The following is a 15,686-nucleotide window of genomic DNA, read 5'->3' as shown; positions in this document are numbered from 1 at the left end:
TTGAAAGAAAATTATAATGAATAATTTCTTTTTAGACTAGATGATGTGTTTTTTTTTGTTACACTGATATTAAAGTTTTTCAAGCTAATTGAAAAAAAATGCAATTCTATAGTATAATTCAGCGTATTTTTTGTTGATTTTTTGGAGGTTTCTATGAAGAAAATTGTAAAACTTGGCGCGTTGTTGATTTGCGCGGGGCTTGTGCTTTCAGGCTGCTCTAATGCTAAAAAAGACTACATCCTTGCGACCGGCGGAACTGGAGGAACGTACTATCCGTTCGGCGGCGCAATTGCAAATATCTGGAATACAAAAATTGAGAATATGAACGTTACGGCTCAGGCGACCGGAGCTTCAGCAGAAAATCTTCGTCTTATAAACAAAGGCGAAGCTGAATATGCGATTGTTCAGAACGATGTAATGGACTACGCTTACAACGGAACAGATCTTTTTGAAGGCGAAAAGCTTGAAAACATCATGACAATCGGAACACTTTATCCTGAGGTTGTCCAGATTGCGGTTTCAAAGGACAGCGGAATAAAATCTGTCGCAGATTTCAAGGGAAAACGTATTTCTGTTGGAGACGCCGGCTCTGGAGTTGAATTCAACGCAAAGCAGATTATGGAAGGCTACGGACTCACATTCGACGACATCAAGAAGAGCAACCTTTCGTTCAAGGAATCCGCGGAAGGAATTCAGAACGGAACTTTGGACGGCTGCTTTATCACTGCCGGTGTTCCAAACGCGGCATTGCAGGAACTTGCATTCACGGCAGGACTTACTCTTGTTCCGGTTGACGGAGAGGCTGCAAAGGAAATCTGCGAAAAATACGGATACTACACTCAGACAACAATTCCTGGCGGAACATACAAAGGAACTGATTCCGACACCCAGGCGCTTGCAATCAAGGCGACACTTGCTGTAAGCGCAAAACTCGATGAGGAAATTGTCTATGAAATGACAAAGGCATTGTTTGAAAATCTTTCGGACCTTGCGACTGCCCACGCAAAAGGTAAAGAAGTTTCCGCTCAGTCTGCTGTAACAGGAGTTTCTGTTCCCTTCCATCCGGGCGCAAAAAGATATTTCAGCGAGCTTGGCTTGAACTAATCCGGCGGAAATATTTGTCTAAAAGGCTTTTTACAGTTCTTATTTCAGTTCTTTTTGCAGGGGGAATTTTTATTTTCCCTGCATTTCCCGTTCTTTCAGTCAGCAATAGAAAAGAAACATCGCAAAGATTTTATTCTATGAACGGCTTTAGGAACGGCTTTGCGATTTCCTATACACATTCGGTTAACAAAGGCCGCGTAAAAGATTTCTACAAGGCGAAAGGGCGCAATCTTGTGTGCGGCAGAACTGTTTTTGTTTCTTACGGGGCTGGAATTCCTGAGCCGCAGGAAATGCCCGGCGCGGTTTTTGCATCAACTGATGAAGGCTACGAGATTTCAAATATAAACAGGACTGTTGAAAGGTTTGTGATGGCTGTAGGAATTGTTGCGAACCACGCGGTTTCTATTGAAGATAAAAACGGAAAATACACAGATTATTTTCTTGCTGATTTTTTTGAGCCGCAGACAAGCATAGTCTTTCAGATAAAAAACGTCTCGATTGCTGATTATATTTTTCATCATATAAAATAGGTCGAATGTCGAGTTTTAGGATTTCTTGAAATTCCTAGTCATTATCGGGCTTGCCCCTGCGATGTTTCTGAAAGAAACTCGTTTGATAATCCGTTGGAAATTTTCAGCAGATTGCTAACCGAGTTTGCTATGCAAACATCGCGGTGTCAAGCACGGCAATGACAGTAAATTTACAAAACTCGAAATTGAATCAAATAAATTATAGGAGGTTTGAATGGCAAACGACAAAAACAAAAACTCTAATGACTACATCGAGCAGATTCTTCCTACTTCAAACGAAGAAGAAATGAAGAGAATGATGAAGGAGCTGGACCGCGAGCAGTCTTACCGTGAGCATAAATGCTGGCGTCAGTATATTACAGTTTTTATTTCTGTTATTTTTGTGATTTTCCAGTTGTATGCGACTTTGTCCGGAGCAATCACGGCGCAGGTTCTTCGCGCGACCCACTTGGCTTTTGTGCAGCTCCTGGCGTTTCTTCTTTTTCCGCCTACAAAAAACAGTCCGCGCAATACGCTTCCCTGGTACGACATAGTTCTTGGCTTGATTGGAGCGGCGTGCTGGCTTTATATTGTCGTGAATTTTGACTTGCTCGTAAGACGCTCCGGAAACAACACGCCGTTGGATGTGGCAGTCGGAATTGTCGGAATCCTTGTGCTTTTTGAAAGCTGCAGAAGAATTGTAGGGCTTCCGATTATGATTATAGCCGGCTCGTTCATCGTGTTCGCGTTCGCCGGAAAATATCTTCCGGGATTTTTGCATCACAGGGGATATTCGCTTCAGCGTGTCGTATGCCATCTTTTTTACAACACAGAAGGAATCATGGGAACTCCGATTGGCGCCTGCTCTACATTCATTTTCCTTTTTATTCTGTTCGGTGCGCTTCTTGAAAAAACCGGAATCGGACACTTTTTTATTGACGTTTGCAATGCGCTTGCAGGAGGAGCGAGCGGCGGACCTGCGAAAGTTGCGGTCTTGTCTTCAGCTCTTTTGGGAACAGTTTCAGGCTCGTCTGTCTCAAACACTGTAGGCTCAGGCTCGTTTACAATTCCGATGATGAAAAAACTTGGATACAAGGGCGAATTTGCAGGCGCAGTTGAGGCGGCCGCTTCCACAGGAGGTCAGATAATGCCGCCAATCATGGGAGCCGCAGCGTTTCTTATGGCGGAAAGCCTTGGACTTCCGTACATCATGATTGTAAAGGCGGCGGTTGTTCCGGCGATTCTTTACTTTACAGGAATCTTTATAACCGTTCACCTTGAGGCGAAAAAGCTCGGGCTCAAAGGACTTCCGAAAGATCAGCTTCCGCGCTTTATGCCTCTTCTTCTTAAAAAAGGCTATATGATTCTTCCGCTCGTTGTGATTATCTATTTTCTCTGCGCCGGAAAGACTGCGGTTTTTGCGGCGTTAATGGGAATCATCGCCTGCGTTCTGGTCGGATTCGGAGTTTCTGTCTCTGACTTGGCGCATGGACACAAGCCTTCTTTCGGCGGAAAAGACATTGTTGAAATCATGTGCACTGCCGCAAGAAATATTATCAGCGTGGCAATCGCCTGCGGAATGGCTGGAATCATAATCGGAATCGTAACGCTTACAGGACTTGGGCTCAGGCTTGGAAACGGTCTTGTCATGCTGGCGCACGGAAAACTTTTATTGACGCTGGTCTTTACAATGGTTGCCTCCATAATTCTTGGAATGGGCGCTCCTACAACTGCGAACTACCTTATCACCTCCACAATCACAGCAGGAGCAATCATAAGCCTTGGAATAGAGCCGCTTGCGGCGCACATGTTCGCATTCTATTTTGGAATTATCGCCGACGTTACGCCTCCTGTAGCGCTTGCCGCAATAGCCGGAGCCGCAATCGCAAAAGCCAAACCTATGAAAACCGCTATAAATGCAACCAAGCTTGCCATAGGCGCGTTTATAATTCCTTACATGTTTGTCTACAACAGCAAAATGCTTATGATAAACGCCTCCGCGCTTTCTGTTGTCATGATAATTGTAACCGCGATACTCGGAATGTTTGGAATCAGTGTTGCGCTTGAAGGCTACGGGTTCAACAACACAGGCTTCTTCTACAATTCAGGAAAAGGCAAGACGACAAGAATTGCATTTGATGCGCTTGAAAGGATTCTGTTCGCCGTCGCAGGCTTGCTCTGTGTAATCCCGGAAGCAAAAACCGACATCATAGGTGTAAGTCTGCTTGCAGCCCTCATTGCATACCAGCTGATTCTAAAAAAAGTGCGCGGCGCAAAAGCGACTGTATAAAGTTTGAAGAGATGAGCATATCCCATGTTTGCTAGAAAGACATGGGATGTTTTTGAAAGTAAAAGATAAAAAGAAAATGGGGAAAAGGAAAAATCCATAAAAGTTATAAAAAAAAGCGGTACTAAAACATTTTCAATGTACCGTTTTTTTTATTTGTCTTTAATAGGCTCAATTTCAAGTTTTAATAAAAACAGCTACTAAACAGTTATTCCTATGCTAACAAGGTTGTCATTGCCGTGCTTGGACACTGCGATGTTTGCACAGCAAACTCGGTTGGCAATCTTTCCAACGGATTATCAAACGAGTTTCTTTCAGAAACATCGCAGGGGCAAGCCCGATAATGACACTAAAATTTAAAACTCGACATTCGACCTAACAATATAATGCGACCAATTTTTGTCATCAAAAATATTATCTTTTACGGTGTACCATTCATCATCTTTTATATTGAACCGTGTGTTTTTCCTGATTCTTGTGCTTTCAGCAGGGGCGTTTGACATTTTTATAAAGTCGTTCTTTGTTATTCCCCCCCCCACGGAATTTACATCAAGAGGATTTTTTGTGAACGGATTTACTGCTTTTCCGTCAATGTCTTTTAATGCAAGGGCAGGAGTGTCGGCGTTCGTCATAAATGTGTAGACTTCTTTTAGATTGCCACGGCTAAAAAAATCTTTTACAAGTAATGTGGCAGTCATATTCTCTTTGTAGAATGGAAAGTTTTGAGTTTTATTATCAAAAACTCCTGTATCGCGACTCATTCCATGGTCAGAAACAATGATGATTTTTGTATTATCGTACAAATTGTTTTCTTTTAGGAAATCTATAAAGTCTGCAAAACGCTTTAAGACTCCAACCATAGAAGAATAGGTTTCATCTTTTCCACCTGGACCGAAATCTGTAACATTTTCCACAGGAATATAATCTGGTGCCTGCAAAAGAATTGATTCATGGTTTGCCTCGTTGTCCAACAGGAAGAATGCATTTTTTTCAGAGGAAGAATCAAACAGTTCTGGAAATAAGTCAATTTCTGAATAATTATCAATGAATTTCGCATTGTCTTCAAATTTGTTGTAAGAAATCCAGTATTTCTTGTGGTAAATAATCTGGCGCATGAAAGGTGGAACAATCTTTAAAACGCTGAACCAGATAAAATTTCGTTTGATTCCTTCGCTCATGAACGGAGATTTCTTCATATTGTTACGTGCATACCAAATATTTGAATACGCTCCATGAGTTGTAATGCGATTTATAAAGTCATATCCTTTGTACATATACGTAACTGGCTGCTCAAGATAATTTTCGTAAGGAAGGTCTGCAACTGTAACATTCCAATTATTCTGGTTAAAAACAATTGGCATTGTAAGAATTGCCTCGTTGTGTTTCTGCTGAAGAGTTTTATCCGTTCTTCGGTTCATTTCAAAAGGAGTGTAGTCGTAGCCTCCAAAAATTCCAGGGGTTCCAATCATAGTAAGTTTTCCAAATGATACCGTATTTGGATACCATATAAAACCATCAAGCCGTTTCCTTAGCTCAGGATTGTTTTCAAGTATTTTTGGAATCAGTGGAGAAAAAAATCTGTCCTGCATAAGAATAATAACATTTTTTCCTTTTTTTGAAAGATGGAAAATAGGCTCAATTTTTCTTGAAAAATCAGGTGCTTCCATTTTTCTGAACGAAGTTTGCACAGAAATAATATTCTTTCCAGAAATTGCCACAAGGGAAATCAAGAAAATTGTGCAGAGCGAATTTAAAACTTTTGCCTTAAAAGAAAAAGCTACGGCCACCAATGACAATATTACCGCCATGCACAGAATATTTACAAGAACAATTTTTATGCCAGGCATAAAATGCTGCGGAGTCATAAAAAGAAGATTAGGATTTACAGGCCCGTAGTTTCCTGAAAAAGCGAAGCAGTTCAGCAGTGCGGAAAAAGCCACAAAAGTGAACAGGAATGTAAGGACTTTCTTTGTCTTTGAAGAAAATAACGCATAAAAACAAAATGGCCATACAACAAAAAATCCAAGAGACTGAAAGAATGTGTGCCATATAAAATATAGCGGAGAAGTGTAGGAATCAACATAGCTGTACTGTTCCGGCTCAGACTGCATTAATATAGAAGGAATTGCAAGTCCTGTAAGAACTGCAAGTATAAATGCCGAAATCAAAAAGACTGAAAGACGTAGCTTTGGATTTTCATCAAGGATATAAAAGTGGCTTTCAAAAAATGAACCCAAGAACTTGGCTGCAAATGGAGCAAGCGGAATCAAAATTCCAGTAAAAACGAGCATAATGCGGAAAATCAACTTTGTATGCCTGAAGAAAACTGTTCCGCATAAAATTAAGCAAATACTTACAATACAAGCAATTATATATAAAACTTTCTTAGGATTTCTTATCTTGTAAAAAATATTTTTAACTAAAGAAAGAACGTTGTTCATTGTCCAGTAAACAACAAGCCCCGCCGGAGAATTATAGAGCAGAAGCAGAAAGACTGCCGCACACGCGTAAATCTGTATTTTTTCAGAAAGCGGATGCCCTTTTGAGTAAATCAAACCTGCAACACAGTTTATTATTGTCATTGCAACCGGAAGAACATTTACTGCAAAAGAACCAATGTGAAAAGTCGCATCCGGCTCGCCGAAACTTTTTATGAACAGAAAAGAATAATTTTTCAAAGGCTCAAGGTTTGAAAGAAAATTATATGCCGCAATAAAAAACGGAATCTGAATCAAAAGGCTGAAAGACGAACGCAAAGCATAAATAGGATGATAATGGTTTTCCCTGTAAAAAGTAGAAAGAACCATATACTGCTCGTCACCCTTGAATGTGCTTTTTATTCGTTCAACGCCAGGCTTTAGTTTTTTCTGGATATTTCTTTCGGTTTCCTGCCATTGTTCTGCAACCATATAAAGCGGAAGTGTGAAAATTGTGACAATAAAACTTAGACCGATTACCGCAATTCCCTGATTGCCGGTTACTTCAAAAAATAATGAATAAAAAAATTCCGTTAACTGAACCAGCGGGGTTATAAAAATCTGATAAAGAGCTGAAAACATAATTTTTATTATAGTAAATTATTGGTTTTAATACTAGATATTTCGAATCTCTAAAGTTTTAGATTATTCCAAAAGGTGAACTTAAGATTGGAAATTTACACTATTTCTTTTTCTTTAATTTTTTAGCAAAATTCCTAGATGCCCTGCAAATACTTTCTAGAACATTAAAAAGCCACGGCAATTTTGATTTTATATCTGCAATCGTAAAAATGAGGGGGGACTGCATTATGCTTACAATTCTCTGGTCGTTTATCAAATGGACTTTATTGAACTGAAATTTAGGATTTAATATCATCTTAGAAACATCTGCTGGAATTCCACCAAAATCTTTTACTTTTTGCTGTATATTTTTTTCTGCAAGTTTGTAGTATGGAATGTAATTTTTACCGCCTTCGCTTGAAAAATAATGTATAATTTTTGCGTTTTCAAGGTATGCAAGTCCGCCTTGGCTTAACTGGCAGTTCCAAATTCCGTCAAGTTCTTTTATTATTGCTCCACACTCAAGACTTGCCTCGTTAAATGCTGGCTGGTCATGATGGTCATGCTTTTCTGTGAAACACCATGTCCATAGTTCATTCCACTTTTTAAAAAATTCTCTGCTTTCTGGACAATCTTTAAAAAGCATAACACCGCTATTATAGTGTTTGCCAGTTTTTTCGCTTGCAGAAAAGCCAAGTTTTTTTTCACGCTTTATAAAGTAGTCTTTGTGCTTGTGTTCTGATAAAGGAACATGACCGTCCAAAACGGCTGAAATTTTTGAATTCTGAAGATTGTTTTCAATTGAAGATAAATCATCACAGATGATTGTGTCGCAGTCTATAAAAAGAAAATCGCCTGATATATGTTCTGGAATTGTAGTTTTTAGTATTCTTGAGCGTTGTATATTTGATACAGAGTCATCGAAATTTACTGTTATGATATTTGCGCCCTGGTTTATCAATCCAAGCCTTTTATTTGACGAAGAAAAGGAACTGCTAGTCTTATTATCAGTTAAAATGAATATTTGTGCATCGGGAGTATGATGTCTTAGTGAAAAAACTGACATAAGGCACTGTTCATAATAGAAATCATTTGGTGTGGAAGTTAAAACGTAAACATATTTCATCATATATACTTATATCACTTATTATTGAATTTGGCTATTCATCGAAAGCAAAAATCTATAATATGTAAATTCCGATTCCTAGCAGAATTGCTGATATTGCAACTGTTTTTCGCCTGTTTATTTTTTCGCCTAAGAATATCCTGCTGAAAATTATTATAAATACATAGCTTGAGCTTTCGATAATAGGAATATACGATACAGGGACTTTTCTCAGTCCGAGCATATCAAGAAAAATTGCTATAAAGAATATTCCGTATCCGCATATGACATAAGGATTTATATATTCTTTGAAAAAACTTTTGTATGTTTTTTGAGCAGATTTCTTTAAAAGAATTTGAGAATACGCGCTTATTATAACAGAAATAAAAAGAAAGCCAATATAAGGAATCATTTCTATCATATTTTTACTCTTTGTTTTGTGTTTCAATAGTTAAAATCAGGATGCCTGCCAAAATAATCGCGCCGCCAATAATCATATTAGGAGTTATTTTTTCCCCGAAAAAAATACGTCCGAATAATATTCCCCATATAATAGTTATTGTCTTATTGGCAGTAGCTATTATAAGCGGAATTTTTTTAAGGACTTGCTGCCATATAATCGCATAAATTATAAGGACTAGAAAAACCGCACAGTAAATTCCAATAAAAGTGGGAGAAAATATTTGTTTTGCAGCGGCAATTTTACCCAGCACCGCATAGAAAGCATAGATTAAAAAACCTATGTGCATGAGGATAAAGTAGAATAGGTGAGCAATATTATGATTCTTCATAGCCGACAGTTTCTTTAACTATATATTTTGGAGAATTATTTATTGTCAGGTACATTTGGCCAACATATTTGCCAATTATTCCAAGCGCAAGCAATATGAGACCTCCAAGAATCAAAATGACCATTATAAGTGATGTCCAGCCTGTTAAAGGTTCTAGTCCTAGCAAAAATTTTACAAGAAAATAAATTGCCAGGGCAAATCCCATCGTGGAAGAAAAAAAGCCTATATAAGTTGCAAAATTTAGTGGGAATGTTGAAAAACCGAACATCATTCTAAAGAATACTTGCATAGATTTTACGAGAGTAAAATTGCTTTTTCCATACTCTCTTTTGTGGTGTTCAATATTTATTTGAGTTATGTCTTTTGTAACTTGAAAAATCAGTCCGTCAATGTACGGAAAAAGATTATTTAGCTTGCACATTTCCTTTACGACAGCTCCGCTTATGATCTTAAATGGAGAGAGGTAAATTCCTTTCGGCTTTCCTAGTGTAATCTCGCTTACTTTTCCATTAAGCCAGCTCCCAAGGTTTTTCCATAGTTTTTGTTTTTTTTGTTTAAAGTCTGCATAGACTACATCAAAGCCTTTCTGTGCTTGTGCATAAAGTTTTGGAATATCATAAGGGGAATGCTGGAGATCATCATCCATGATTACAATCCATTTGCCTTTTGCATGATTAAGTCCTGCAAGAATAGCAAGATCCTGGCCGCCATTCTTGCGAAGATTTATTCCTGCTATGTTATTGTTCTCGGCGGCAACCTTTTTTATTTCTGCCCAGCTGTTATCTGGGCTACAGTCATTTACAAGAATGAGTTCCCAGTTAAAATCTTTTAATGCATCTGAAATCTGTTTTGTAAGTTCAGGAATACATTTTTCACTTTTATAAACTGGCACTACAACGCTTATTTCTTTCATTTGCAGCTTTCCTATTTTTATTTTGAGAGAAAGAAGTTTTTAACTGCTTCAATTACAAAGTCTTGCTCTTTATCTGAAAGACCGTAATATAAGGGGAGCCTTATGAGGCGTTCGCTGTATTCTGTCGTAATTTCATCCTTTCCGTCAAAACGACCAAACTTTAATCCAGCAGGAGAAGAGTGGAGCGGAATATAGTGGAATACGGCGATAATTCCATTTTTTTTAAGATATGCGATAAGCTCAGTTCTTTCTTGTAGTGAATGGCAAATAAGATAGAACATATGCGCATTATGGACACAATCTTCCGGAATAACAGGAAGCGTAACCAGTCCCTTTTCTTGAAGCACTTTAAAAGCCTCAAAGTATTTATTCCAAATATTCATTCTAAAGTTTTGTATCTTGTCTGCATCTATAAGCTGAGCATAAAGATATGCCGCAAGCATATCGCTTGGAAGATAAGATGAGCCGTATTCTCTCCAGGTGTATTTGTCGACCATGCCTCGCAAGAAAAGGCTTCTGTCCGTTCCTTTTTCCCGGATAATCTCGGCCATATCAAAGTCTTCGTTATGGTTTATTACAATTGCGCCGCCTTCACCCATGGAGAAATTTTTTGTCTCATGAAATGAATAGCAACCAAAGTCTCCTATAGTACCAAGAGGTTTTCCCTTGTAAAAAGAGCAAACAGCCTGAGCTGCATCTTCTACAACCTTGAGATTGTATTTTTTGGCTATCTGCATGATTTTATCCATCTCACAGGCAACACCTGCATAGTGGACAACACATATAGCTTTTGTCTTTTCTGTTATAGCCTGTTCTATTTTGTTTTCGTCAATATTCATTGTATCTTTTCTAATATCAACAAAGACAAGCCTTGCGCCTCTTTGAACAAAAGCATCCGCTGTTGAACAAAAAGTAAATGACGGTAAAATTACTTCATCATCTGGTTTTATATCACAAAGAATGGCTGCCATTTCAAGTGCTGAAGTTCCAGATGTTGTAAGGAGTATCTTGCCCCCCCCTAGGCGTGTCTCAAACCACTCATGGCATTTTTTTGTAAATTGACCATCACCGCAAATCTTGTGGCTTGCAATAGCTTCTGCTATGTATTTTTCCTCATTACCTGTTACAGGCGGTATATTGAATGGAATCATTTTTTTTCCTTCTATGTATCTAATTTTTTTTCTATCTTTTTTCCCAAAGCGTGCCGCAGTCTACTTCTGTTGAATCATAATTTCTTCTTTCCAATTCTTCCACTAAGTATGAGTTTTTTTCAATTTCATTATTTTTATTGTCCCTAATGTTTTTATTTAAAATAAGGATATGCTCTGGAAAGCGGTGTCCGAACTCTTCAAAAAATGGTTTTAAACGCAAATCATTTGCAGAAACTCGCCAAGCTGTCATTGAAAATGGCTTTAAATTGCTGTTTACAAGATATGCCCAGGGACAAAGCTTTAAGACCATAAAATAATCATCTTTGTCTGATTTTATATTTTTTACAATTGAATATATAGAGTCATATTGTTTTTTATTTTTATTATGAGTCCATAATCCTTTTGCAGGTCCCTTGTCTATTTTTTCAATGTTTTTTTCAATAGACGGAATAAAAACATAGTGCGGAGAAATTCGTTCATCTCTATATGTCATGTTTACCCTGTAATAAAGAGTCCCCAAAACTAAAAGACATAATGGAATTGCAAAAAAATATTTTTCTGTTTTGCCTAAAGATTTTGAGCAGAACGTGTCAAAATAAACACTTGCTGCAAATGGTGTGCAGGCGGCAATTCCTATTGAAAATACACCAAAACCTGTGTCAGAAGCCAGACATTCCATAAAGCTCAAGGACAGTCCAGGAATAAGAAAGTATGACATTTCTTTTTTGAAGTCTTTAAGTTTTTTACTGTTAAACAGGATTAAACTTAAAATGGAAAAAGCAAAGAAACCTACTACCGTTACATTGTCTTTGTCTATCAAGAATATCTGTGCGGCATAGTTTAGAACAAGCAATATTACAAGGACTGTTTTTGCTGTTTTTGAGCTGCCTATTCTATCCTTTATGTTTTGCTTAAATAAAGAGACAGCCGCAATCACAGTGAATGGCAAAAAGTATATAAACTGAGTTGCAAGCAGACGCGGAAATTTTAATAGCCACTTTATTCTTTGCAGTATGGTTTTAGATGAATATTCAGGACTTGAAAAAAAGCAGGCTAGCGCGGCTGGAAATTCATTTATTTTTCCATTTTTTAGAACAAAAATAAGAAAAACAACTCCAACAAGAACAGTTCCTGCCCAAATAAGAATATATTTTTTTATATATTTTCGTAATGACGGCAAAATAACACAGCATAATGACAATGCAATATACGGCAGCACAAGGTACGGATTGCACAAGATTGCAAATCCGTGAAAAATTCCAGAGACAAAAAGCCAAACAGATTTTGCATTTAGCTCAAAGACATAAAATATAAGAATGTTTGCTATTGTAAAATTTATTAGTACAAAAGTGTAATACGAAGGACCAAAAAGTTGAGCCCTAGAGAATATAAGCAGCACCAAAGAAGATATAAGTGATATTGCCCTGCTGTATTTTTTTGAAAGAACATAATATATAAAAAAGCTTGCTGCAAACTGCAATACTAAAGTCGCAATCCGCATAAAAAGATAAATGCCGTCAGTAGAACCTGTCAGTTTTACAAAAATGTAAAATAGCGGATAAACTAGTACAGAGTATATCTGCGTCGGCTCAAAAATATCAAAAAACAGTCTGTTTTCATGATAAAGGCTGTTTGCTGTTGCTGTATATAATGCTTCATCAGTCCAGCCAAAACCGTAATATGCGTTGTTTATAAGCACAATAAAAAACAGGATAAGAAAACTTATATGAAAAAAAGAATTCTTCTTTAGATAATAAAACATAATTGAATAAGTATATTCCAAAAATTGATATAAGTAAATATAATGATAAGAGGCATTTTGTAGCTTGCCGATATGACAAATATCTATATTTTAGGAGATTTTATGAATTCAAAGATTGCGGAAAGAAACTCGAATTTCGAGTTACTGAGGATTATTGCGATGTTTATGATTGTTCTTTTGCACAGTGTCTATTTTGGAGTGCAGTTTAAATTCCATGGGGGGGGGGACGTTTAATGAATTCTTTTCAATTTTTATAGGCGCTTTTTGTGGAGGAGTAGGAAATTATCTTTTTGTTTTTATTTCTGCGTGGTTTCTGTGTGAAGAACCATTTTCGTTAAAAAGACTTTTAAAAATTTGGAAGCAGGTTTTATTTTATTCGATAATAATAGGTGTTTTCTTTTTTATCAAAAAAATCCCGACTATAGGTTTTTATGATAGAGACCTGTATGATTCTGTAGGCTTTTTCAATGCCGCAAAGCCTATTGGAAAAATAGATCTTATCCGTTCTTTTCTTCCTGTTCTAATGGGAAATAATTGGTTTGCAACTTGTTATATAGTTTTTTGCCTTTTTATTCCGATTCTAAATGACTTGACATCTGTGATTGAAAGAAAAAAACATTTTTATTTAATTGCAGTTATGGCAATATTGGGCACTGTTGTTTCTTTTGTTCCAGGGCAGGGAATGTTGCATCCAAGCAATCTTTACTATTTTATCACTGCTTATTTTATAGCAAGTTATATAAAAAAATACAATCCGCCAATATTCAATAATCCTGTCAAAAATATTTTGATTGGATTTTTAATATGCGTTTTTTGTGGTTTGTGGAACTGCGCATTGAATTATTTTTCGGAAAGTTATAAAGCTGTTGATTTTTTTAAGGAATGGCTTTTGCTTGGGAATATTAACAAATTTCCTATTCTGCTTGCTAGTGTGTTTATTTTTTGCGGATTTGTAAAAATGAAGCCATTTTCTAATAGAATAATAAACCTTATTGCGTCAACAACTTTTGGTGTTTATCTTATACACGTCAATGGTTTTTTGAAAATTTTTATTTGGCATAAAATTTTGCTATGTGATTCTTTTGCGGATTCCCCTGCATATCCATTGTATTTATTAGCTTCCAGCTTGATTGTTTTTATTGTTTGCTCTCTAATAGATTTGTTCATAAGACAGCCGCTAACTGTCTTTGTTGGTTATATTAGAAACTGCTTGTCAAGATACTTTTATCATGAAGAATGAAAGTCTGTGTATCTGATTCATTCTGCATACAAACATATGCTTTTTTGCACAGCTTTCCTTGTTATAACATTCTGAAAGCTGTGCTTCTGTCTCAGAGCGTTTATTTTTTAAATTTCTCTATTTTACATTTATGTTTTTTAGTCTTTTCATTGTAATTTATTCCAACAAAAAGCAAATTTCCTGAATATTGCTCAAGAGATGAAAAATACTTTTTTTCTTTTATCTGGTTCAGGGCAGTGTGTTCATCTTTGTCATGCTTTAATTCAATAATAATCGCTGGCATATTTTGTGCGAGCGGAATAAATGTAACATCTGCAAAACCTTTCCCGGCTGTCATTTCTTTTACAATTGTATATTTGTTCAGAGCATAGATATATGAAAGATAAATGGCACATTGAAGCGCATCTTCGTTATTATAGCTTCTGTTTGAAGTTACATGAATGTGGCTTTCATCTAGGGCTTTTTCAACTATTTCTTCTTCACCGTCCAGCGTTGCCTGCAGCAGTTCCCTTGAATGTTTTATTATTTTGTCAGTTGCCTTGTATTCATCGCAGTCTCCAATAGCCCTTTGCCATTCATCCCTTATTTCGCCATTTGGAATCCTGCATTTTTTCTCGTCTTTGTCATAGGAAAGATAACCAAGATGGATTAGATATGTCATTACATCATCGGCATTTTTGAAATCTGTCATTGTGTTAAGATAAGAGCCGGCATCCACATCCACACTTTCACCGCCCAACATTCTTATTACTGCATCTTTTGTTCCGTCAAAGTTCTGTCTAAGCCTATCTGAAATTACCTGATAGCTTGAGGTTTTTGACCAGTAGTTGCCGAATTCCTTTGTTTCCAAAGTCAGAATAACAGATTCCGGATTATAGACTTCATATTTGATTTCTGAAATATTTCCGTTTTTATCTGTCACATTTCTTGAAAGCTTGTATCCGTCATACCATCTTCTGCACTCTGAAAAATCAATCTTGTATTCTTTGCACAATGCCTCAACCTCGTCCGAATTAAAACCGACAAATTCTGACAAGTCAAAGGCATTCAGCATTGTGTATTCTCTGAAGTTATTAAGTTTTGATTGGACTTTATCTCGGACTACAGGCAAGATTCCTGTAAGATAGGCGAGCGCTATGGCAGGCTTCAAAGTGTCGCTCTTGAACAAACCATTCAAAAAGTCCAGATATTCTGTAAAAAGATTGTCAGAAACAGAACCATTTATCTGTTCGCGAACAAGGACATCATATTCATCAATAAGAATTATAAATTGTTCTCCTGTCTTGTCGAAAACTTTTTGTATGGCCTGTGCAACAGAAAGTCCACTGCTGATTTTTATTGACGGGAACTGTTCCTGAAATTCTTCGATTATAAAATCCTGTAAAGTATTAAGGACATTATCCTTTGTCCGGCAATTTCTGAATTCACTGTTAAGGTCAATTTTTATAAAATTATACTTGTTCAGTTTTGAGTAAAAACTTTTATCTCTGCTGATTTTTAATCCCGAAAAAAGTTCTTTAGAATCACAACCTTTTGAATAGTATGAGGTAATGATATTCGAGGCGATAGTCTTTCCAAATCGTCGTGGACGTGAAACGCAGATATAATGATTGTCAGAGTCAATGAATTTGTTCAGCTCCCTTAAAATCATTGTCTTGTCAACAAAAATCGGACGTTTTAGGGTTTCTGTGAAATTCGCATTGTTTGGATTTAAGTATATGCCCATAGCGATATAAATAATAGCATATTTTTGTTTTTTACACTATCAAAACTGTTTGCTTGAATC

Annotated in this window: 13 protein-coding genes; 5 read left to right on the top strand and 8 right to left on the bottom strand. The window is 36.8% G+C overall.

The genetic code is table 11. The features are described 5' to 3' along the window. Positions 1 to 153: 153 nt before the first annotated feature. The 3 genes from B3209_RS11285 to B3209_RS11275 all read left to right on the top strand — a co-directional run bounded on the left by B3209_RS11285 (position 154) and on the right by B3209_RS11275 (position 3,903). The gene (locus B3209_RS11285; protein WP_296665048.1) at positions 154 to 1,104 is read left to right on the top strand and encodes a TAXI family TRAP transporter solute-binding subunit; all 951 of its coding nucleotides are present in this window, start codon (positions 154 to 156) and stop codon (positions 1,102 to 1,104) included. A 14-nt stretch (positions 1,105 to 1,118) separates the two neighbouring features. Beyond that, positions 1,119 to 1,634 (top strand): DUF1850 domain-containing protein, encoded by a 516-nt coding sequence (locus B3209_RS11280; protein WP_296665046.1) that lies wholly within the window; start codon positions 1,119 to 1,121, stop codon positions 1,632 to 1,634. Between the two features lie 214 nt (positions 1,635 to 1,848). Further along, complete coding sequence (locus B3209_RS11275; RefSeq protein WP_296690690.1) at positions 1,849 to 3,903, top strand: TRAP transporter permease; 2,055 nt, start codon at positions 1,849 to 1,851, stop codon at positions 3,901 to 3,903. A 353-nt stretch (positions 3,904 to 4,256) separates the two neighbouring features. On the opposite strand, the gene yidC is transcribed toward B3209_RS11275, so the two are convergent. The 7 genes from yidC to B3209_RS11240 form a co-directional block, all read right to left on the bottom strand. Beyond that, the gene (yidC, locus tag B3209_RS11270; RefSeq protein ID WP_296665043.1) at positions 4,257 to 6,959 is read right to left on the bottom strand and encodes a membrane protein insertase YidC; all 2,703 of its coding nucleotides are present in this window, start codon (positions 6,957 to 6,959) and stop codon (positions 4,257 to 4,259) included. 100 nt (positions 6,960 to 7,059) lie between these two features. Beyond that, positions 7,060 to 8,067 (bottom strand): glycosyltransferase, encoded by a 1,008-nt coding sequence (locus B3209_RS11265; RefSeq protein ID WP_296690687.1) that lies wholly within the window; start codon positions 8,065 to 8,067, stop codon positions 7,060 to 7,062. Positions 8,068 to 8,119: 52 nt separating this feature from the next. Further along, positions 8,120 to 8,464, bottom strand: coding sequence for an EamA family transporter (locus tag B3209_RS11260; protein WP_296690684.1), 345 nt, complete (start codon positions 8,462 to 8,464; stop codon positions 8,120 to 8,122). 4 nt (positions 8,465 to 8,468) lie between these two features. After that, a complete protein-coding gene (locus B3209_RS11255; RefSeq protein WP_296690682.1) occupies positions 8,469 to 8,834 on the bottom strand; it encodes an EamA family transporter in 366 nt (121 codons plus the stop codon). Then, positions 8,821 to 9,747, bottom strand: coding sequence for a glycosyltransferase family 2 protein (locus B3209_RS11250; RefSeq protein ID WP_296690679.1), 927 nt, complete (start codon positions 9,745 to 9,747; stop codon positions 8,821 to 8,823). The genes B3209_RS11255 and B3209_RS11250 overlap by 14 nt, the downstream gene beginning before the upstream one ends. A gap of 17 nt (positions 9,748 to 9,764) precedes the next feature. Next, positions 9,765 to 10,898: a dTDP-4-amino-4,6-dideoxygalactose transaminase gene (gene rffA / locus B3209_RS11245; protein WP_296690676.1), complete on the bottom strand. Its 1,134-nt coding sequence runs from the start codon at positions 10,896 to 10,898 to the stop codon at positions 9,765 to 9,767. A gap of 31 nt (positions 10,899 to 10,929) precedes the next feature. Beyond that, positions 10,930 to 12,660, bottom strand: coding sequence for an ArnT family glycosyltransferase (locus tag B3209_RS11240; protein WP_296690674.1), 1,731 nt, complete (start codon positions 12,658 to 12,660; stop codon positions 10,930 to 10,932). Between the two features lie 102 nt (positions 12,661 to 12,762). Between B3209_RS11240 and B3209_RS11235 the strand changes: the two genes are divergently transcribed. Further along, positions 12,763 to 12,894, top strand: a complete 132-nt coding sequence (locus B3209_RS11235; RefSeq protein WP_296690805.1) for a hypothetical protein — start codon at positions 12,763 to 12,765, stop codon at positions 12,892 to 12,894. Continuing rightward, on the top strand, positions 12,875 to 13,900 hold the full coding sequence (locus B3209_RS11230; RefSeq protein ID WP_296690801.1) for an acyltransferase family protein: 1,026 nt from the start codon (positions 12,875 to 12,877) through the stop codon (positions 13,898 to 13,900). Before B3209_RS11235 ends, B3209_RS11230 begins: the two co-directional genes overlap by 20 nt. Before the next feature lie 100 nt (positions 13,901 to 14,000). Here B3209_RS11230 and B3209_RS11225 read toward each other — a convergent pair whose 3' ends face one another. Then, the gene (locus B3209_RS11225; protein WP_296690670.1) at positions 14,001 to 15,626 is read right to left on the bottom strand and encodes an AAA family ATPase; all 1,626 of its coding nucleotides are present in this window, start codon (positions 15,624 to 15,626) and stop codon (positions 14,001 to 14,003) included. Between the last annotated feature and the right edge of the window lie 60 nt (positions 15,627 to 15,686).

The organism is Treponema sp. UBA6852, from assembly GCA_002449305.1.
In the GTDB taxonomy this organism is placed as follows: Bacteria; Spirochaetota; Spirochaetia; order Treponematales; family Treponemataceae; genus Treponema_D.
This window is presented reverse-complemented; position numbering and strand designations above follow the sequence as displayed.